19 protein-coding genes are annotated in these 18,860 nt (G+C 57.6%); 14 read left to right on the top strand and 5 right to left on the bottom strand.

Translation table 11 applies throughout. The features are described from left to right. Positions 1 to 16: 16 nt before the first annotated feature. Complete coding sequence (cadR, locus tag ACQUWM_RS17090) at positions 17 to 481, top strand: Cd(II)/Pb(II)-responsive transcriptional regulator (RefSeq protein WP_428922931.1); 465 nt, start codon at positions 17 to 19, stop codon at positions 479 to 481. 79 nt (positions 482 to 560) lie between these two features. Continuing rightward, positions 561 to 1,226 carry a cation transporter gene (locus ACQUWM_RS17085; protein WP_428922930.1) on the top strand — a complete coding sequence of 222 codons (666 nt, stop codon included), beginning with the start codon at positions 561 to 563 and terminating at the stop codon, positions 1,224 to 1,226. On the opposite strand, the gene ACQUWM_RS17080 is transcribed toward ACQUWM_RS17085, so the two are convergent. Beyond that, positions 1,192 to 2,112, bottom strand: coding sequence for an AEC family transporter (locus ACQUWM_RS17080; RefSeq protein ID WP_428922929.1), 921 nt, complete (start codon positions 2,110 to 2,112; stop codon positions 1,192 to 1,194). The genes ACQUWM_RS17085 and ACQUWM_RS17080 overlap by 35 nt on opposite strands. Before the next feature lie 174 nt (positions 2,113 to 2,286). On the opposite strand from ACQUWM_RS17080, the gene ACQUWM_RS17075 reads away from it, so the two are divergent. Further along, positions 2,287 to 2,994 carry a Crp/Fnr family transcriptional regulator gene (locus tag ACQUWM_RS17075; RefSeq protein ID WP_407002560.1) on the top strand — a complete coding sequence of 236 codons (708 nt, stop codon included), beginning with the start codon at positions 2,287 to 2,289 and terminating at the stop codon, positions 2,992 to 2,994. A 73-nt stretch (positions 2,995 to 3,067) separates the two neighbouring features. Here ACQUWM_RS17075 and wrbA read toward each other — a convergent pair whose 3' ends face one another. After that, positions 3,068 to 3,667 (bottom strand): NAD(P)H:quinone oxidoreductase, encoded by a 600-nt coding sequence (gene wrbA / locus ACQUWM_RS17070; RefSeq protein WP_428922928.1) that lies wholly within the window; start codon positions 3,665 to 3,667, stop codon positions 3,068 to 3,070. 172 nt (positions 3,668 to 3,839) lie between these two features. Here wrbA and trhA point away from each other — a divergent pair, with 172 nt between their 5' ends. The 4 genes from trhA to ACQUWM_RS17050 all read left to right on the top strand — a co-directional run bounded on the left by trhA (position 3,840) and on the right by ACQUWM_RS17050 (position 8,895). After that, complete coding sequence (gene trhA, locus ACQUWM_RS17065; RefSeq protein ID WP_428922927.1) at positions 3,840 to 4,526, top strand: PAQR family membrane homeostasis protein TrhA; 687 nt, start codon at positions 3,840 to 3,842, stop codon at positions 4,524 to 4,526. Positions 4,527 to 4,782: 256 nt separating this feature from the next. Further along, a complete protein-coding gene (locus ACQUWM_RS17060) occupies positions 4,783 to 7,446 on the top strand; it encodes a nitrate/nitrite transporter (RefSeq protein WP_407002562.1) in 2,664 nt (887 codons plus the stop codon). Positions 7,447 to 7,529: 83 nt separating this feature from the next. Further along, complete coding sequence (locus tag ACQUWM_RS17055) at positions 7,530 to 7,985, top strand: EVE domain-containing protein (RefSeq protein ID WP_428922926.1); 456 nt, start codon at positions 7,530 to 7,532, stop codon at positions 7,983 to 7,985. A 79-nt stretch (positions 7,986 to 8,064) separates the two neighbouring features. After that, the gene (locus ACQUWM_RS17050) at positions 8,065 to 8,895 is read left to right on the top strand and encodes an ion transporter (protein WP_407002564.1); all 831 of its coding nucleotides are present in this window, start codon (positions 8,065 to 8,067) and stop codon (positions 8,893 to 8,895) included. Positions 8,896 to 8,925: 30 nt separating this feature from the next. On the opposite strand, the gene ACQUWM_RS17045 is transcribed toward ACQUWM_RS17050, so the two are convergent. Next, on the bottom strand, positions 8,926 to 9,297 hold the full coding sequence (locus tag ACQUWM_RS17045; RefSeq protein ID WP_428922925.1) for a SirB2 family protein: 372 nt from the start codon (positions 9,295 to 9,297) through the stop codon (positions 8,926 to 8,928). Between the two features lie 130 nt (positions 9,298 to 9,427). Between ACQUWM_RS17045 and ACQUWM_RS17040 the strand changes: the two genes are divergently transcribed. After that, positions 9,428 to 10,612 carry an NnrS family protein gene (locus ACQUWM_RS17040; protein WP_407002566.1) on the top strand — a complete coding sequence of 395 codons (1,185 nt, stop codon included), beginning with the start codon at positions 9,428 to 9,430 and terminating at the stop codon, positions 10,610 to 10,612. 82 nt (positions 10,613 to 10,694) lie between these two features. Here ACQUWM_RS17040 and ACQUWM_RS17035 read toward each other — a convergent pair whose 3' ends face one another. Continuing rightward, positions 10,695 to 11,210, bottom strand: a complete 516-nt coding sequence (locus ACQUWM_RS17035) for an SRPBCC domain-containing protein (protein ID WP_428922924.1) — start codon at positions 11,208 to 11,210, stop codon at positions 10,695 to 10,697. Positions 11,211 to 11,412: 202 nt separating this feature from the next. Between ACQUWM_RS17035 and fabA the strand changes: the two genes are divergently transcribed. Then, positions 11,413 to 11,922 (top strand): bifunctional 3-hydroxydecanoyl-ACP dehydratase/trans-2-decenoyl-ACP isomerase, encoded by a 510-nt coding sequence (gene fabA / locus ACQUWM_RS17030; RefSeq protein ID WP_407002568.1) that lies wholly within the window; start codon positions 11,413 to 11,415, stop codon positions 11,920 to 11,922. An 11-nt stretch (positions 11,923 to 11,933) separates the two neighbouring features. Then, positions 11,934 to 13,145, top strand: coding sequence for a beta-ketoacyl-ACP synthase I (gene fabB / locus ACQUWM_RS17025; protein ID WP_407002569.1), 1,212 nt, complete (start codon positions 11,934 to 11,936; stop codon positions 13,143 to 13,145). Here the strand turns inward: fabB and ACQUWM_RS17020 are convergent. After that, on the bottom strand, positions 13,132 to 13,488 hold the full coding sequence (locus tag ACQUWM_RS17020; protein WP_407002570.1) for a helix-turn-helix transcriptional regulator: 357 nt from the start codon (positions 13,486 to 13,488) through the stop codon (positions 13,132 to 13,134). The two genes, fabB and ACQUWM_RS17020, sit on opposite strands and share 14 nt — an antisense overlap. A gap of 514 nt (positions 13,489 to 14,002) precedes the next feature. On the opposite strand from ACQUWM_RS17020, the gene sufB reads away from it, so the two are divergent. The 4 genes from sufB (at position 14,003) to ACQUWM_RS17000 (ending at position 18,849) form a co-directional block, all read left to right on the top strand. Then, entirely contained in the window at positions 14,003 to 15,451 is a 1,449-nt protein-coding gene (sufB, locus tag ACQUWM_RS17015) for a Fe-S cluster assembly protein SufB (RefSeq protein ID WP_297792469.1), read from the top strand. 63 nt (positions 15,452 to 15,514) lie between these two features. Beyond that, a complete protein-coding gene (gene sufC / locus ACQUWM_RS17010) occupies positions 15,515 to 16,291 on the top strand; it encodes a Fe-S cluster assembly ATPase SufC (RefSeq protein WP_407002571.1) in 777 nt (258 codons plus the stop codon). Positions 16,292 to 16,302: 11 nt separating this feature from the next. Next, on the top strand, positions 16,303 to 17,589 hold the full coding sequence (sufD, locus tag ACQUWM_RS17005) for a Fe-S cluster assembly protein SufD (RefSeq protein WP_428922923.1): 1,287 nt from the start codon (positions 16,303 to 16,305) through the stop codon (positions 17,587 to 17,589). Positions 17,590 to 17,595: 6 nt separating this feature from the next. Continuing rightward, positions 17,596 to 18,849, top strand: coding sequence for a cysteine desulfurase (locus tag ACQUWM_RS17000; protein WP_407002573.1), 1,254 nt, complete (start codon positions 17,596 to 17,598; stop codon positions 18,847 to 18,849). Positions 18,850 to 18,860 lie beyond the last annotated feature (11 nt).

Genomic DNA, 18,860 nt, shown 5'->3' with positions numbered 1-18,860 from the left:
CGCCAGGGTCCGTGCTATGAAAATCGGTGAAATCTCAAAAACGACTGGCATTCCGGTGGAAACCATCCGCTACTATGAGAAGATCGGGCTGGTGCCGGAGCCGGAGCGGCAGGCCAGCGGTTATCGACACTACCGGCAAAGCCACCTCGACCGCCTGCTTTTCATCAGGCGTTGCCGCAATCTGGACATGGCTCAGGACGAAATCCGGGAACTGATTCGCCTGGCCGATCAGCCGGAAGCCGACTGTAGCGAAGTGGATGCGCTGCTGGACCGCCACCTCAGCCATGTGCGCGAGCGCCTGCGGGAGCTGGCCAGTCTGGAAGACACCCTCGAACGGCTCCAGAAAGCCTGTTCGGAAGGCCGCACGGTCAGTGAATGCGGTATTCTCGGTGGCCTGACCTCAGAATCCGCCCGGGAAGCGCCAGCCGCCAATCACAATCACATTCCTGGCACTCATCACCACACCCCGGGAACGCGCTGAAACTTTTCCGCAAGGCATCCGTTGACTCTGTAGCTACTACAGGGTTTTTAATGAATACATTCTGACAAAGGAGGTATTCATGGCGTGTAGTTGTTCAGCTCCCGAACCAAAGTCCCCCGCTCCTGGCTTTCGCAAAGCCTTGTGGATTGCCCTGTGGGTCAACCTGGGCATGTTCCTGGTGGAAGGCGTTGCCAGCCTGCAGTCCGGCTCGGTTTCCCTGATGGCCGATGCCATCGACTTCTTCGGCGACAGCGCCAACTATCTGTTGTCGCTGTCCGTGCTCTCTATGGGCATGCTCTGGCGTGGCCGGGCCGCCATGTTGAAAGGCATTACCATGACACTGTTCGGCATCGCCGTGCTGGCCCGGGCTGCCTGGGTTGCGCAAAGCGGCATCACGCCGGAACCCCTGACCATGGGGGCCGTCGGCTTACTCGCTCTGGCGGCCAACGTGGGCGTCGCGATCATACTGTTCAAGTTCCGGGAAGGCGATTCCGACATGCGCTCGGTGTGGCTGTGCAGCCGTAACGACGCCATCGGCAATATGGCGGTGATGGTGGCAGCTCTGGGGGTCTTCGGCACCGGTACCGCCTGGCCGGACCTGGCGGTGGCAGCGGTGATGGGCGGCCTGGCCATCACCTCGGGCATCAGCGTGATTCGCCATGCCCGTGATGATATCCGGGGAGCACAAAACGCACGCTCCTCCGGGACGTTTACGGCATCACCAACGCCACCATCACAGGAATAAACGCCAACGCAAACAGCGTGCTGAGCAGCGCGGTGCCCGCCGCCTGTCTCGGTGCGGTATCCAGCAGAGTCGCAATCACCACGGTATTGGCGGCGATTGGCGTGATGGAAATGAGGAAGATGGCCTGGTAGACCGCCAGGTCATACACGCCGAACAGGTTGGCATCCAGCCACCAGAACAGCAGCGCCACCACCGGCCAGGTCACGAATTTGCCCAGGAACGCCAGGCCGGTAAAGCGAAGGTTTCCGGCCAGTCCGCGGAAACTGAGGATGCCCATACCGATGATCATCATGCCCAGAATGCTGTAGGCGCCACGCAGGTTATCAAACAGCGGGGTAAACACATCCGGAATCGAAACTCCGGACAGGTTCAGCACAACCGCCAGCAGGAACGCGTACACCGAGGGAAGTCTTGCCACTCGTATCAGGGCATCTTTCAGGCTGTACCGCCCCCGGGCGGCAAGATAGAAGCCCACCGAATTCTCGAACAGCGTGGTGCCAAGCATGCACACGATATACAGCGCCAACCCCTCCTGCCCGAACAGTAAAAGGGCCACCGGAATGCCAAAATAACCGGTGTTTCCGGTCCCAACTGACAGAGGCATGAGGCTGGCGCTGCCATCGGTGATAAAGCGCCTCGCGACCCAGAGATGTCCCACCCCGATGACCGTACACAGGCCAAACGTCAGGAATGGCAGCAGGATGACCTCCGCTGACAACGGCGCGGCCATGACGCCGGAAAACACCACCGAGGGGGTGACAATGTAGAGCATGATCCCGGCAATGTGTTTGCCACTGGCTTCGAGGTACCGGCCGGCGACCCACCCGAACGCGACGGTGATATAAAGGGGAAGCAGTTTATAGAGAAGGGCCAGTGCCGCTGCCATGGGAACTCCGGACGGAAAGACTGGGCGTGGATTCAAACCGCGAAGTCTAACACTACAGCCACAACTACGCTTTTATTGATTCACCCTATAACCCTTAATGATTTAAGTCATTTAACCTGCGTTTTACTTACTGGAATACTGCAGGCTTACTGACCGGAAAAGAGTTCACAGGTAATGACAGTGCAAACCGGCTCAACCCTATCATCTGCGCCCTGCTATCTGGGAGACCAGAATCCGGACATCATCGATCAGCCAACGGCTGGAACCCAACAGGCGCTGGTTAACAGCCTCAGCCGGGTTTTCGGCATTCATCTGAATAACGATCCGACAACCCCTGACCACCTGTTCCTGAACGATCTGTCCGGCCTGTTTCATCAGCGCAGGGTCGACACAGAACACCCGCTGGAACGGCACGACGCGCCCTGGGAGCATGTGTACCTGGTTCAGTACGGCATACTACGGCTGTTCCGGGAAGCGCCGAGTGGCAAGACAGCAGTGCACCACTTCTTTACCGAGGGAGATATGGTCTGGCCAGTGTTTGGCCGCAGCCGGACTGCCCGCAATACCCTGTGCCTGACCGCTGTAACCCCTGCAACCCTTTGGGTGGCGGACTTCGCCGCATTCCGCTCCGCCCTGCAAAAGCAGGGTGACGGGGTATGGAGCAGCTTCGCCCTGGCGCTGACCGAGGAACTGGCGGAGCTCACCAGTATGCGTGAGTTCCGCAAGCAGACCATGTCCGCCCGGGAGCGCTTCGTGTTACTTCTGGAGGAATATCCGGAACTGGTAAAGCGGGTCCCTGACAACCAGCTGGCATCATGGTTGGGGGTCGTACCGGCCACGTTCTCACGAATCAAGAGCGCGCTGCGGACACAACCGGAATAATCCCCGGCTCTGGCCTTCGGAAACAAAAAATGGGGCAGGCCGCAATGGCTCTGCCCCTTCAGGAACGGCGCTATTAACCGTGCAATTTCATCGCAAGCTCAGCGACGTGCTTGCCCTGGTAACGGGCAATGGCCAACTCCTTTTCGCTGGGCTGGCGGGAACCGTCACCACCGGCAATGGTCGAAGCGCCGTAGGGCGTGCCCCCGTTTACTTCTGAAATGTCAAAGAATTCCGGAATACCGTAACCCAGCGGCACGATGACCATGCCGTGGTGCGCCAGGGTGGTCCAGAAGGAGCTGATGGTGTGCTCCTGGCCGCCGCCGGTACCGGTCGAGGTAAACACACTCGCAACCTTGCCGTGAAGCCTGCCCTCGGCCCACAGACCACCAGTCTGGTCCAGGAAGGTGCGCATCTGGCCCGCCATGTTGCCAAAACGGGTTGGCGTACCGAAAATCACCGCATCGTATTCCGCCAACTCTCTGGGATCGGCCACCGGGGCGCCCTGATCGGCTTTACCGCCGGCACTCCGAAATGCCTGGTCGGCCATGGTTTCGGATACCCGCTTGATAGTGACTTCCGCACCCTCGACACCCCTGGCACCTTCGGCCACGGTGTTCGCCATGGTTTCGATATGACCGTACATTGAATAATAAAGAACAAGAATTTTCGCCATGATTTTAGCTCCCCTGCATCTGCAGTTAATTGATGCAGCTAGACTAACTCGCATTCACAGGGGGACAAACCGAAAGATTTTCTCACTTTCATTCAGTAAATCTGAACGACTTCATGCAACCGTCATACTTTAGTCGTTGCGTACACTTGTACGCTGAAGTACCGTAGCAGCCATGACTGACCTGGACCCCAAAGCAATGAAAACCCCGGAAACCGTGCAAACCATCCATCACCGGATTGAGGAGTGGCTGAACAGCGCCACCCACGGACTTGGCGCGATTCTCAGCGTTATCGGAACCGTGGTATTGATCGTCGCCGCCAGTCAGTTGGGAGACGTCTGGAAGATTGTCAGCTTCAGTATATTCGGGGCGTCACTGATCATGCTGTACATGGCCTCAGCGCTGTATCACGGTGTCCGCCATCCGAAGTTGAGGGCCGTGTTCAAAACATTGGATCACTGCGCCATCTTTCTGCTGATCGCAGGCACCTACACGCCGTTTCTGCTGGTCAACATGCGCGGCACCACGGGCTGGACGCTGTTCGCGATTATCTGGTCCCTGGCGATCACCGGCGTCGTGCTCAAGATTATTTTCAGGAACCGCTTCAAACTGGCGAGGGTGGGCATCTACGTTGCGATGGGCTGGCTGATTACCGTTGCCTCATCAGATCTGGCAGCCAGCCTGAGCGAAACAGCTCTGTACCTGACCATAGCCGGAGGGGTGGCCTACACTGCCGGCGTTATTTTTTACCTGGCCGACCGTATCCCCTACATGCACGCCGTCTGGCACCTGTTCGTGATAGGCGGCAGCGCACTGCATTTCAGTGCTGTCTATTTCGGCGTTCTGCCTTATGCCACCTGATGCGCCCCGCCCCGATTTCGGGGCGGAACAACTGACTACCCCTTATGCCCCGGCCAGCCGAGCCACCTACCCCTTTAGGGCTACAACCGCCAACCCTTTGTTTTAAATTAAATTTTCAGACTTACCTGGCAACATAAAGGTCATTTCCCGCAACTGACTTTTTCAACAAACCTCGCCTTGATATTGCTCAATTTTCAGGCCACACGCGGCGATTACAGTCACTCCATATCCCAATATCCATGATTTGGAGTGCATTATGGACACAACCGTCGCCACCCGCAGGGACCAGAACAGGGCTCTGGGGCTATCTACCCTGGCGTTCACCCTGTGTTTTGCCGTATGGACGATCTTTTCCATCATTGGCATCAGGCTGAAGCAGGAATTCGGGCTCAGCGATACCCAGCTTGGCCTGCTGATGGCCACCCCGATCCTGACCGGCTCTATCAGCCGGCTGTTCCTGGGCATCTGGACGGATCGCTTTGGCGGACGCCTGGTATTCAGTGTGTTGATGCTGGTGACCGCAGCTTGCGTTTACGCCCTCACCCTGGCCACCAGCTACAACATGTTGTTGGCGGGCGCTCTTGGTGTCGGCCTGGCCGGCGGCGCTTTCATTGTCGGGGTGACCTACACCTCGGCCTGGTTTGAGCCTGGAAAACAGGGCACCGCGCTGGGCATTTTCGGCGCCGGCAACGTGGGTGCGGCGATAACCAACTTCGGCGCACCTTTCCTGCTGGTGGCATTCGGGTGGGAGTACACCGCCCAGATCTATGCTGCGATACTGGCGATTATGGGCGTTGTCTTTCCACTGATAGCCCGCGAAGATCCACTGGCCTCACAGCGCGCGGCGCGTCGTGCCCAGTCGTTTTTCCAGCAGCTTAGCCCGCTTAAAGACCTGCGGGTATGGCGCTTCTCGCTTTACTACTTTTTCGTGTTCGGGGCCTTCGTTGCACTCGCCTTGTGGCTTCCGCATTACCTGATCCAGGTCTATGGGCTGGACATCAAAACCGCCGGCTTCGTGGCAGCGCTTTACACCATACCCGCCTCCCTGTTCCGCATTCTGGGTGGCTGGATGTCCGACCGCTACGGCGCACGGCGGGTCATGTACTGGACCTTTATTGCCTCGACCGTCTGCACCTTTCTGCTCAGCTATCCACCCACGGAGTACCAGATTCAGGGCATCGAGAGCACCATCAGCTTCAGCCTTGAGCTGAACCTGATCGGCTTTATTCTGCTGACCTTCGTGCTCGGCTTTTTCATGTCTCTGGGCAAAGCAGCGGTGTTCAAGCATATCCCGGCTTACTACCCCAACAGCGTGGGTGCGGTTGGCGGTGTTGTCGGCATGATCGGCGGGCTCGGTGGTTTTTTCCTGCCACTGACCTTCGGCATGCTCAACGATGTCATCGGCATCTGGCAGAGCAGCTTCATGCTGTTGTTCGTGATTGTTGCCGGCGCCCTGGCCTGGATGCACTATTCCATCCGTTCGGCCGAACGGGTTGAGTGGCGTGCGCGTGAAGAAAAGACCGACCTGCCGGAGCTATCCACCCCCAATGCCTTCGTTCTGGAGGAATGGAAACCGGAGGACAAGACCTTCTGGGAAACCAAGGGCAAGAAGATCGCCACCCGCAACCTGTGGATCTCCATCCCCAACCTGTTCCTGGCCTTTGCCGTGTGGACCATCTGGAGCATCCTGGTGGTGAAAATGCCAAGCCTGGGCTTCACCTACAGCTCCAACCAACTGTTCTGGCTGGCAGCACTACCGGCGCTGTCTGGCGCCACATTGCGGATTTTCTACAGTTTCATGGTTCCCATCTTCGGGGGGCGTCGCTGGACGGCCATCTCCACTGCCTCCTTACTGCTGCCTTGCCTGTGGATTGGCATGGCGGTGCAGAATACCGATACGCCTTACCTGATCATGCTGATCCTGGCCCTGCTCTGTGGTTTTGGCGGCGGTAACTTTGCGTCCAGTATGGCCAACATCAGCTTTTTCTTCCCCCAGTCGCAGAAGGGCGGCGCCATGGGCCTGAATGCAGGTCTTGGCAACCTCGGGGTATCCGGCATGCAATTGCTGGCTCCTCTGGTGATCGCAACCAGCGCATTTGGCCCCATGGTAGGGGACCCGCTGATCATTCAGGAAGGCGCCCAGGCTGGTGAGCCCCTGTGGCTGCAAAACGCTGCCTTCCTCTGGGTGCCCCTGATCATCATCGCGTCGGTTGCAGCCTGGTTCGGCATGAATGACATTGCCGACGCCAAAGCGAGCTTCCGTGAACAGGCTGTGATCTTCAGGCGTAAGGATAACTGGCTGATGTGCTGGTTGTATCTGGGCATGTTCGGCAGTTTCATCGGCTTTGCTGCCGGTTTCCCCCTGCTGTCCGGCATGCAATTTCCCAATGTGGATCCGGTCAAGTACGCGTTCCTGGGCCCGCTGGTTGGCGCTCTGGCACGCCCGGTGGGCGGCATGCTGGCGGACAAGCTTGGCGGAGCGAGGGTAACGCTCTGGACCTTTGCGGTCATGATTGCTGGCGTCTTCGGGGTGATGTCATTCCTGCCAAACGACCTCAATGATGGGAGCTTCTGGGGCTTCTTTGGCTGCTTCCTGGTGCTTTTTGTGGCCACTGGGATAGGTAACGGCTCCACCTTCCGCATGGTACCGGTGATCTTCAGAAACCTGCTGATGAAAGAGCAACCGGACAAGCCCGAGGAAGCCAACAAAGCGGCCAATCGCGAGTCCGCTGCGGTGCTGGGCTTCATCTCCGCCTTTGCGGCTTACGGCGGCTTCTTTATCCCCAAATCCTACGGTACCTCCATTGACCTCACCGGAGGGGTCTCTGCTGCATTGCTGGCATTTGTTGCCTTCTATGCGAGCTGCCTGGTGGTCACCTGGTGGTTCTACGCCAGAAAGAATGCGCCGTCTCCTTGCTGAGACAGGCATTCACGGTTTCCCTGGCGCCTGCCGGGGAAACCGTTCTCGGTTATACTGGGCATCGCCGATAGAAGGAGATCCTGATGGCCAAATGGCTGGTAAAAACCGAACCGTCAGAATGCAGCATTGATGACTTTACAAAAGCAGCGAACCAGACCATCCCCTGGGATGGTGTACGCAACTATCAGGCCCGGAATTTTCTAACGGATATGGCAGAGGGAGATGAGGTTTTCATCTACCACTCCAGCTGCAAACATATCGGCATCGCAGGTATCGTCAAGGTGGTCCGGTCAGCCTACCCGGACCCCACGCAGTTTGACCCGGATTCGCCCTACCACGATCCGAAAAGCACACCAGACAAGCCGCGCTGGCAGGCAGTCGACATGGCGTATCTACGGAAACTTCCACGGCTGCTGCCTCTGGATGAAATTAAGACCCTGGCGGGGCTGGACGACCTGCCGCTGATCAAGCGGGGCAACCGGCTGTCCGTTATGCCGGTCACTGATGACCAATGGCAGATCCTGCTCGGCAGCGTCTGAATAAAATTCGAGCTACCCAATCGCCCCCCAGCCCTTTAGAATTCTGGCCCCTGCGAATTAACTGGAGCCGTTGATTGCCATGTCGTCAGAATTAAGCACCACATCCGGTTTCGAGCAACTGCGCCGTATTGAGTCCAGCAAACTGTTTCAGGGCGTGGTTATCGCCATCATCATCCTGTCGGCGCTCACCATCGGCGCAAAAACCTATGATGTGCCGTCCTGGGTCGAGCAGAGTCTCAGCGTTCTGGATAACGCCATAACCCTGTTCTTCCTGATTGAGATCCTCTTTCGTTTTGGCGTGTGCAATGACAAGAAGCGCTTTCTCTTCGACGGCTGGAATCTGTTCGACACCCTGGTCGTTATTGGCAGCCTGATCCCGCTGGATAACTCCGAGGCCGTGTTGCTGGGACGTTTGCTGAGGGTGTTCCGGGTATTGCGGCTGGTATCGGTGGTGCCGGAGTTGCGCTTCCTGATCAACTCCCTGCTCAAGGCCATTCCCCGCATGGGCTACATCGCCCTGCTGATGTTCATCATCTTTTACATCTATGCAGCCATGGGCTCGATGTTCTTTGCCAAGGTCGATGAGAACTTGTGGGGCGATGTGGCCATTGCCATGCTTACCCTGTTTCGCGTGGCCACGTTTGAGGACTGGACCGATGTTATGTACGCAACCATGGAACAGTACCCGCTCAGCTGGATTTACTACCTGACGTTTATCTTCCTGACGGCCTTTGTCTTCCTGAACATGATGATCGGCGCCATTCTGGAAGTCATGAGCGAGGAACAGAACGCCGAGCAGGCACAGCAGGCCCATGACGAGCGGGATGAAATTGCCCGCCAGTTGCGGGCAGTGCAGGAACAACTGAAGGAGTTGACCGACCAGGTGTCCGAAAAATCCGGGGGGCGCTAGCCCCGGATTACCTTACCTCAGAACAGTGCTTCACAACGGTTTGGTCATGGCCAGATGGAAAATGGCCATGACCTGCACCAGTGCCAGAACCGATGCCACCAACCGGACTGTCAGACTTGCGGTCTGCTTCATTGCGAACACGCCCGCCACAATGTAGCCCACCAACAGGAAAATCTTTGCCGTCAGCCAGCCGTGGACAAACGGCATCCAGGGGGTGACAAACAGCAGACTGATCGCGGCTACCAGCAAAACCGTGTCGTTGGCGTGAGGAATCCACCGCAAAGGAGTTTGTCGCCAGTCAGGCTTGCCCACGGCGTCCAGCAACAGCCGCAAAGCGAACAGAACAACGGTGAGATACGCCGTAGTCATATGAATGTGCTTCAGGATCAGATAGGCACTCATAGTTCATTCCATTGTCAATCAAAGTGATAGCGGCATTGTACGCAAAGATACCGCCAACAGGGTATATCCTTTCACAATAACATTCAGATAAAATATATCTTATAAACGCACCATCAGTGGAGCCATCGCCATGCAGGCCACTTCAACGCCCGCCCCCGCCCGGATCTGCAGGGTCAGCCAGCTTTTCGGTTACCCCTTCCGCATCTTCTTCCTGTCAATGACGGTACTGGCACTGCTCGCCATTCCTGTCTGGGTACTGCAGGTCAGTGGAACCATTCAACTGCCGCTGGCCATGCCGGGGCTGTTCTGGCACCAACACGAAATGCTGTTTGGATTCCTTTCCGCAGCCATCGCCGGCTTCCTTCTCACGGCGGTCTGCGTGTGGACTCAAACCGAACGTACCCATGGCATTCGACTGGCATTGCTCTGGGGCGTCTGGCTGGCGGGCCGCTTATTACTGGCCTTTGGCGCAGACCTGCCCGGTTGGCTGGTGCAAGGAGTCAACCTGGCGTTTCTGCCGCTGGTTATGGTGGATGCCGGATGGCGCATCTGGCGGGCCAGGCAGAAACGGCAACTGATGATCCTGGTCGTTCTCGGCTTGTTATGGCTTATGCAAATCGGTTTCGTCAGTCGGCTGGACCCTACCTTCAGCTACGGTGGGTTGATTGTTACGTTGGCTCTTATCAGCGTCATTGGTGGCCGCATTACCCCCGCCTTCTCTGCCGGATGGCTCCGCCAGCGAGGACTGGATGGCTCTATAATCAAGACGGTGCCGGCTCTGGACGTGGCAACGCTTGTCAACATTGCCCTCCTCCTGGTTTCGCTGGTCACGGGCTGGCAAACCATCACGGCCATTCTCGCCATCACAGCCGCCACCTTGACCCTGGTTCGCCTGGCCGGATGGAAAGGTTGGCTGCTCCGCAAAGAACCGCTGCTCTGGATTCTGCACCTGTCCATACTTTGGGTTCCCGTTGCCTTTGTCCTGCTCGCCGGCTCCATCCTCGCCGACTGGCCCACCGCAGCCTGGACCCATGCCGCCGGCACCGGGGCCGTGGGCGGCCTGATTCTCGGCGTTATCGCGCGGGTCTCCCTCGGGCATACCGGGCGACCACTGGTGTTGCCGAAAGGCATGGTGATCGCGTTCATTGCCATCCATCTGGCTGCGGTGGTGCGCGTTCTGACAGCTTTCAGCATCATCCCATGGCACCCGGGCATTGGCAGTAGTACAGCCCTGTGGTTTGTTGCCTATGGCATTTTTCTGATCCAGTACACTGGAATACTCACCAGTCCCAGGCCGGACGGTCGCCCCGGCTGATAGTTTCGTCCGTATAGAACCCCAAAAATAACGGGCCTCCGAAGAGGCCCGTTTATTACTTTAAAGACAAGGCTGTCGTTGTTCAGGCAACCAGCTTTTGCTTCAACTGCTCTGCAAATACCGCTCTGGCCTCCCGGAAACGGGCGGCTGGAAAATGAATGCTGATGCCTTCCAGCGCTGCCATCAACATTTCCAGGTGGGCATCCCAGCCAGCGCAGGAAATGGCCACAAGGTGGTCGTTGGGCAATAAAAGAGTGAGGCTCAACAGCGTACCTCCGTGACGCTCCCTCAGCTCCCAGGTCAGCGGCCTTTCCGGATCATCTCCGGCACTCCACGAATAGGAAAGCAGCCGGTTCGGTTCGAACACCTTGATACGACGATCAATTGGAGTGCCGCTGTTGCCAAAGTCCAGCTTGATTCGCCCACCTTCCTCCTGCTCAAGAATCCCGGGGGCCAGCCACTGACTCAGGCAGACAGAATCCGTCAACATCCTCCAGACGGATGCGGGCGAATGCTCAATCTCTCGATGCAATCTCACACAGATCCGGTCACCATCACACTGGATATCACCATGAATATCATGACACTCACCGGACATAGGCTTTCCCTCCCAAATCGACCGCTTATCTCAGCGTTTCACCCAAAGTAACAGTGGCGCCCCCAACGGTCGTTGATGACGGTCAACGTCACCCGAAACGCCTGATCCTTTTTCCGGAAATCATCCACTAAAGGTCAATAGCGACTCTCGAAATAACAGCTAAAGTATCAGTAAACCATTCTGTAACAGAGATAACGGCACTATGTCCCCGGATCATTTTGATAAAGAAGAGCTGATCAAATGCGGCCACGGCAAACTCTTCCCAGGCTCCATGCGGCTGCCCATTGATGAAATGCTGATGTTCGACCGCGTCACGCATATCGCAGACGATGATGGCCTGTATGGCAAGGGTAGCCTGGTAGCCGAACTCGACATCAACCCGGACCTCTGGTTCTTTAAGGTGCACTTTGTCGACGATCCCGTTATGCCCGGATGTCTGGGACTGGACGCCATGTGGCAGTTGGTCGGTTTCTTCCTCGCCTGGGGTGGAGGTGAAGGCAAGGGACGCGCGCTCGGTGCTGGTGAAGTGAAATTTACCGGTCAGGTGCTACCCAGCGCCAAAAAGGTAACCTACCGCCTGGATCTCAAACGCGTGATCAGGCGCAAACTGACCATGGCGATTGCCGATGGCCGGATGGAAGTGGACGGCCGTGAAATCTACACTGCCAAGGACCTCCGGGTTGGCATGTTCACCTCGACCGATGATTTTTAGGAGCTAACCAGATGCGTCGCGTTGTCATTACCGGCATGGGCATTGTTTCCAGCCTAGGTACCAATCAGAAAGAAGTGACCCGATCCCTGAAGGAATCCCTTCCCGGCATAGGCTTCAGTGAAGAAGCGCGGGACAATGGCCTGCGCAGCCATGTCTGTGGCCAGATCAATCTCAACCTGCCGGAACTGATCGACCGCAAGTTATGGCGCTTCATGTGCCCGGCTTCCGGCTACACCTACCTGGCAATGCAGGAGGCCATTGAACAGTCGGGACTGACCGACGAGCACATCAAGGCCGATACCACCGGTATCATTTTTGGTCAGGGTGGCGCCTCTACGGTTGAACTGCTGGATGCCATCGATACCCATCGTGACCGTGGTCTCCGCCGTGTCGGCCCCTATCGGGTGCCGCGCACCATGGGCAGCGCCATCAACGCCTCCATCGCGACAGGCTTTGGTATCCGCGGCATCAACTATGGCATTACCTCCGCCTGTGCCACCAGCGCGCACGCCATTGGCCACGCAGCGGATCTGATCGCTCTCGGCCGCCAAGACGTCATGTTTGCCGGCGGCGGTGAGGATATCCACTGGACCCTGAGCCTGCTGTTTGATGCCATGGGAGCACTGTCCACCAAATACAACGACACCCCGGAACTGGCTTCCCGCACCTACGATACGGACCGGGACGGCTTCGTCATATCCGGTGGTGGCGGAGTTCTGGCCCTGGAGGCCCTTGAGCACGCGGAAGCACGCGGTGCCAACATCCTGGCTGAAATCGTCGGATTCGGCGCCACCTCTGACGGCGCCGACATGGTTGCTCCGAGCGGTGAAGGTGCTGTGCGCTGCATGAAACAGGCCATGAAAAACCTGGAAGGCGAAATCAGCTACGTAAATACCCATGGCACCAGCACCCCTGCCGGTGACGTGACCGAGCTGAAAGCCCTGAAAGAAATCTTCGGCGACAAGATCCCACCGCTAAGTTCCACCAAGCCCCTGTGTGGACATGCCCTGGGTGCCGCGGGCGTACATGAGGCCATTTACAGCCTGATCATGCAACGGGAAGGATTTATTGCCCCATCCGCCAACATCCAGAACCTGGACGCTGGTGCTGAAGGCTATCCCATCGTGCGGGAACGCATGGATAACCAGAATCTCGACCTGGTCATGAGCAACAGCTTCGGCTTTGGTGGCACCAACGGCACACTGGTGTTCAAGAAAACCTGATTGAGCGGTATTCAGCCGGGGAAGTGCCCATCCAGCGCTTGAACGCCCGGCTGAATGCACTCAGTTCCGAGAATCCAAGCTGCTCGGCAATCTCCACCAGCGGCTTGGTTTTGTCCTGCATATAAGACAACGCCTGTTTGCGGCGAACGTCCTCCAGCAGACGAGCAAAAGTCAGCCCCTCTCTCTTCAGTTTCTTGTGCAAGGTATAGCGGCTCATATGCAGCTGCGAGGCCACCGCCTCAACCCCCACCTTACCGCGTGTCAGCTGCACGCTGATCAGCGAACTCACTCTTGAGCTGAGCGGCGCCCGCGCTACCTCCGTCCTCAGAGGCTCTGATGACATTCGTTGTTCCTCCTAACCTGGGCTCTGGCCCGATATGCCAATAACAAACAGCGTACACATGTTAGCCGAAAACAATCAATACGACCTTTGAGCAGGATCAAGGAATGGAGTTTCCGTTGAGGCAAAATACCCGGTCAGATTTCCATCCCGGAGCCCTCGCCCCGACCAATTAAGTTCTAAAAACGACCAGACTATTACCCCGATTGCCAGCCCCTTAGTGCCCCAAGGGCCGATTAAGGTATAATCACCACGAGTCCAATTTAATACCTGACTATTTTACTGTGGTATTGTATAATCGCTCGCCAGAAGCAACGGATCCGCCCCTTTACGCTGCCCGAGAGCGGCAGTCGGGCCAGGAAAATCCGTCTCCAAAAACCGATTGCAGGGCGTACTCACAGGATGAGCGACCGCTGCAACACCCAGACAGATGACATCCGCCCGTCAGACCAACAACGCGACCGGCGGCGACACCAAGGGCCACAAGCCCACGATGAGAGAATACGGAGCGACGATCATGGCGACCACCGACCAAGAGGTGAACGAGCTGATCAAACGGGAATACGAACACGGTTTCGTAACAGACATCGAATCCGATACGTTCGAGCCCGGACTGAATGAAGACGTTATCGCCCGCCTTTCCGGGATCAAAAAAGAGCCGGAGTGGATGCTGGAATGGCGCCTGAAAGCCTACCGTCGCTGGCTTGAAATGGACGAGCCGGACTGGGCTCATGTGGGTTATCCCAAGGTGGATTACAACTCCATCTCCTACTACTCCGCGCCCAAGCGCAAAGAAGACATGCCCCAGAGCCTGGACGAAGTGGATCCGGAACTGCTGAAAACCTATGAAAAACTGGGTATTCCGCTGCACGAGCGTGAAAAGCTGGCTGGCGTTGCCGTTGATGCCGTATTTGACTCGGTATCCGTCGCCACCACCTTCAAAGAACCGCTGGCCAAAGCCGGCGTGATTTTCTGCTCCATTTCCGAGGCCATCCAGGATTATCCGGAACTGGTGCAGAAGTATCTGGGCTCGGTCGTGCCCCACGGTGACAACTTCTTCGCCGCCCTGAACTCGGCGGTGTTCTCCGACGGCACCTTTGTCTACGTGCCCAAGGGCGTACGCTGCCCCATGGAGCTGTCCACCTACTTCCGCATCAACGCGGCCAACACCGGCCAGTTCGAACGCACGCTGATCATTGCTGAAGACAGCAGCTACGTCAGCTACCTGGAAGGTTGCACCGCGCCGATGCGTGACGAAAACCAGCTGCACGCTGCGGTGGTCGAACTGGTTGCCCTCGACGATGCCCAGATCAAGTACTCAACCGTTCAGAACTGGTACCCGGGCGATGAAAACGGCAAAGGCGGCATCTTCAACTTTGTCACCAAGCGCGGCGCCTGCATCGGCAAAAACTCCAAAATCTCCTGGACCCAGGTTGAAACCGGCTCCGCCGTAACCTGGAAATATCCGAGCTGCGTACTGCGCGGTGACAACAGTGTTGGCGAATTCTACTCAGTGGCACTGACCCACAATCACCAGCAGGCCGATACCGGCACCAAGATGATTCACCTGGGCAAGAACACCTCCAGCACTATCATCTCCAAGGGCATTTCCGCTGGCAAAAGCTCCAACGCCTACCGTGGCCTGGTGAAATTCGGCCCCGGCGCGGAAGGCGCCCGCAACTTTACCCAGTGTGATTCGCTGTTGATCGGCGACCGCTGTGGCGCACATACGTTCCCGTACATCGAGAGCAAGAACAAGTCCGCCATCGTCGAGCACGAGGCCACCACCTCCAAGGTCAGCGACGAACAGATGTTCCTCTGCCGCCAGCGTGGTATCGACCCGGAGCAAGCGGTTTCCATGATCGTGAACGGCTTCTGTAAAGAGGTGTTCAAAGAGCTCCCGATGGAATTTGCGGTGGAAGCCGGCAAGCTGCTGGAAGTGAGCCTTGAGGGCTCCGTTGGTTAACAGCGGCCCGCGCACCGGTATATAAACGAATTCATACAGTTTAGAGAAGAGAGAACCCGACAAATGCTCAGCATCAAGAACCTGCACGCCTCCGTCGAGGGCAAAGAAATCCTCAAGGGCATCAACCTGGAGATCAAGGCCGGGGAAGTTCACGCCATCATGGGCCCTAACGGCTCTGGTAAGAGCACCCTGTCCCAGGTGCTGGCAGGCAACGAGGCATTTGAGGTAACCGAGGGCGAAGTGACCCTGAATGGCGAGAACCTGCTGGACCTGGAAACCGAAGAGCGTGCCCGCGAAGGTATTTTCCTGGCGTTCCAGTACCCGGTGGAGATTCCCGGCGTCAGTAACCTGCAGTTCCTGCGCACCGCCGTGAACGCCATGCGTCACCACAAGGGCGAGGCCGAAATGAACGCCGCGGAGTTCATGAAGCTGGCGAAGGAAGTATCAAAGCAGGTCGATCTGGACCCGGCCTTCCTCAAGCGTGGCGTTAACGAAGGCTTCTCCGGTGGCGAGAAAAAACGGAACGAGATCATGCAGGCCCTACTGCTGCAGCCTAAGCTGGCCATCCTGGACGAAACCGATTCCGGCCTCGACATCGACGCCCTGCAGGTCGTCTCTAACGGCGTCAACGCCCTGCGTGCCGAAGATCGCGCCATCCTGATGGTGACCCACTACCAGCGCCTGCTGAACCACATTGTTCCAGACCACGTCCACGTGCTGGCCGGCGGCAGAATCGTCAAGTCCGGTGGTCGCGAACTGGCCCTGGAACTGGAAGAACGCGGTTACGGCTGGCTCGGCATCAAAGACGAAGAAGAAGCAGCAGCCAACTCAGCCAATTGAGGGAGAGCGGAATGAAACCAGCACCAACACTTTCCGCCGCGTTCCTTCATCCGGCCGGGCAATCACTGCCTGAGCCGCTGCTGGCGCTGCGCAAACAACGGGGTACGGCCTTGGTGGATATGCCACTGCCGACCCGCAAAACGGAAAACTGGAAGTACTCCAGCAAGTACCTGAAGCTGACCGACGACATGGCCATTTCGCTGCCCGCCGATGGCAAAACCGGCAGCGGGTTGGCAGTACCCGGCTATAAAGTGGCCTTCCTGAATGGCGTGATGATGCCGGAAGCCAGCGATTACCCGGATCTGGAAGGCATCACTATTGAACGCTTTGGCGACCTGGATGACGACGCCGCCGCCAGCCTGGCGGATCGCATGGACAGCACTCTGGACAACAAGGCCGTACAATTGGCCCGGCTCAACTCCGCCCGCTTCGAGGACGGCCTGCTGATCCGCCTGAAGCCGGACGCCGTGCTGGACCAGCCACTGTTCATCGTCCATGAAGTCAACGCCGACGCCAGTGGTTCCGCGTATCCCCGCATATTCGTGGATGCCGGCCGCCACAGCCAGATCACCGTGGTGGAGGAATACATTTCCAGCGGCAGTGAAGCCGTCATGGTCAATACCGTCACGGAATTCACGCTGGGCGACGGCGCCAACGTCACCAGCATCCGCCTCAACACGGAAGGCGAGAATGTTCAGCATATCGGTGCAACCGGTGTGCGCCAGCAGCGCAGCTCACGCTTTGAAAGCCACTGCGTAGGCTTTGGCGGTCCACTGCGCCGGCACGACCTGCAGGTGCGCCTGGAGGGCGAAGGCGCCGAATGCAAGCTCAATGGCGTGGTGGTCACCCAGGGCAAACAGCACTACGACAACCACACCACCATCGAGCACGTGGCGGCGCACTGCAACAGCGAGGAAACCTATCGCAACATTGCCGCCGACCAGTCACACGCCGTGTTCAATGGCCGCATTCATATCCATCAGGATGCCCAGAAGTCCAATGCGGATATGAACAACAAGAACCTGCTGCTGTCTAACGGTGCAGAGATAGATACCAAGCCGGAGCTTGAGATCTATGCGGACGACGTCAAGTGTGCTCACGGTGCAACAATAGGCCAGTTGGATGAAGTGTCGTTGTTCTACCTGGTGTCTCGCGGCATAGGCCGGCGGGAAGCCAACGTTCTGCTGACCATGGCATTTATCAATGAACTGGTTGAGCAGATTCCGGTGGAGCAGGTACGGGATACCGCCCACACCCGACTGAACCAGTTCTTTGATCAGACATTCGAGGGGGCATAACCGGTTATGACTGATCTGTCCGTGGCCAACACAGCCAAGCAAACCGCGTTTGACGTTGACGCCATTCGCCGTGACTTCCCGATCCTGTCACAGCAGGTAAACGGCAAGCCGCTGGTGTATCTGGACAATGGCGCTTCGGCCCAGAAGCCGGTGGCCGTGCTGGACGCCATGGATCGTTATTACCGGGAGATGCACTCCAATGTTCACCGTGGCGCCCATACCCTGGGTGACCGGGCGACCGCCGCGTTTGAAGGCGCACGGGAAACCGTCCGTAACTTCCTCAATGCCAAGAGCACCCGGGAAATTATCTGGACCCGCGGCACGACTGAAGCCATTAACGTGGTCGCCAACGGCCTGGCCCCTCGCCTGGAAGCGGGCGATGAGATCCTGGTAAGCCAGATGGAACACCACGCCAACATCGTGCCCTGGCAGATGGTGGCCGAGAGAACCGGCGCCAAAGTCGTACCGGTTCAGATCACACCGGAAGGCGAACTGGATCTGGATTCGTTCAACAGCCTGTTGAATGAACGCACCCGTATTTTTGCCATTACCCATGTATCCAACGCGCTAGGCACCGTTAATCCGGTCGCCGAACTGATCAAACAGGCCAAGGCCCGTGGCATCATTACCCTGGTGGATGGCGCCCAGGCCGTGCCCCATTATCAGCCGGACGTTCAGGCGCTGGGCTGCGATTTTTACGCGTTCTCTGCCCACAAGCTGTTCGGGCCGACCGGCATCGGCGTGCTTTACGGCAAGGCGCAGCTTCTGGAAGACATGCCCCCGTATCAGGGTGGCGGTGAGATGATTGAACGGGTGTCGTTTGAGGGCACCACCTGGAACACCCTGCCTTACAAGTTTGAGGCTGGCACACCGGCGGTGGCCGAAGCTGTCGGCCTGGGCGCCGCCATCGACTATGTGGGTCGCCTGGACCGCCGTGCCATGGAGACAGCCGAGAAGGCCCTTCTGGACCGTGCCAATCAGCTGGTGGAGACCGTGCCCGGCATGGAAATCATCGGCACCGCGAAGCACAAGGTTCCGGTCATGTCCTTTAAAATCGCCGGGCTACACCCCAGTGATATAGGAACATTGCTGGATCAGCAGGGCATCGCTATCCGCACCGGCCACCATTGCGCCATGCCACTGATGGATTTCTACGGAGTTCCCGGTACAGCCCGGGCTTCCTTTGCATTTTACAATACGCTGGATGAGGTGGAACAATTGTTCACAGCCCTGCAAAAAATCCAGCGCCTGTTTGCCTGATGGAGGTGGAA

This window comes from Marinobacter sp. DUT-3, from assembly GCF_050379435.1.
GTDB lineage: Bacteria > Pseudomonadota > Gammaproteobacteria > Pseudomonadales > Oleiphilaceae > Marinobacter.
Note: the sequence above shows the minus strand (reverse complement) of the source record. Positions and strands in the feature narration are given on the sequence as shown.

Coding starts and splice junctions, on each gene's coding strand:
- cadR (WP_428922931.1), top strand. CDS start 17: ATGAAAATCGGTGAAATCTCAAAAACGACTGGCATTCCGGTGGAAACC.
- sufB (WP_297792469.1), top strand. CDS start 14,003: ATGGCGACCACCGACCAAGAGGTGAACGAGCTGATCAAACGGGAATAC.
- fabA (WP_407002568.1), top strand. CDS start 11,413: ATGTCCCCGGATCATTTTGATAAAGAAGAGCTGATCAAATGCGGCCAC.
- ACQUWM_RS17020 (WP_407002570.1), bottom strand. CDS start 13,488: ATGTCATCAGAGCCTCTGAGGACGGAGGTAGCGCGGGCGCCGCTCAGC.
- ACQUWM_RS17080 (WP_428922929.1), bottom strand. CDS start 2,112: ATGGCAGCGGCACTGGCCCTTCTCTATAAACTGCTTCCCCTTTATATC.
- ACQUWM_RS17055 (WP_428922926.1), top strand. CDS start 7,530: ATGGCCAAATGGCTGGTAAAAACCGAACCGTCAGAATGCAGCATTGAT.
- ACQUWM_RS17035 (WP_428922924.1), bottom strand. CDS start 11,210: ATGTCCGGTGAGTGTCATGATATTCATGGTGATATCCAGTGTGATGGT.
- ACQUWM_RS17000 (WP_407002573.1), top strand. CDS start 17,596: ATGACTGATCTGTCCGTGGCCAACACAGCCAAGCAAACCGCGTTTGAC.
- ACQUWM_RS17075 (WP_407002560.1), top strand. CDS start 2,287: ATGACAGTGCAAACCGGCTCAACCCTATCATCTGCGCCCTGCTATCTG.
- ACQUWM_RS17050 (WP_407002564.1), top strand. CDS start 8,065: ATGTCGTCAGAATTAAGCACCACATCCGGTTTCGAGCAACTGCGCCGT.
- ACQUWM_RS17045 (WP_428922925.1), bottom strand. CDS start 9,297: ATGAGTGCCTATCTGATCCTGAAGCACATTCATATGACTACGGCGTAT.
- trhA (WP_428922927.1), top strand. CDS start 3,840: ATGACTGACCTGGACCCCAAAGCAATGAAAACCCCGGAAACCGTGCAA.
- ACQUWM_RS17085 (WP_428922930.1), top strand. CDS start 561: ATGGCGTGTAGTTGTTCAGCTCCCGAACCAAAGTCCCCCGCTCCTGGC.
- fabB (WP_407002569.1), top strand. CDS start 11,934: ATGCGTCGCGTTGTCATTACCGGCATGGGCATTGTTTCCAGCCTAGGT.
- ACQUWM_RS17040 (WP_407002566.1), top strand. CDS start 9,428: ATGCAGGCCACTTCAACGCCCGCCCCCGCCCGGATCTGCAGGGTCAGC.
- sufD (WP_428922923.1), top strand. CDS start 16,303: ATGAAACCAGCACCAACACTTTCCGCCGCGTTCCTTCATCCGGCCGGG.
- ACQUWM_RS17060 (WP_407002562.1), top strand. CDS start 4,783: ATGGACACAACCGTCGCCACCCGCAGGGACCAGAACAGGGCTCTGGGG.
- sufC (WP_407002571.1), top strand. CDS start 15,515: ATGCTCAGCATCAAGAACCTGCACGCCTCCGTCGAGGGCAAAGAAATC.
- wrbA (WP_428922928.1), bottom strand. CDS start 3,667: ATGGCGAAAATTCTTGTTCTTTATTATTCAATGTACGGTCATATCGAA.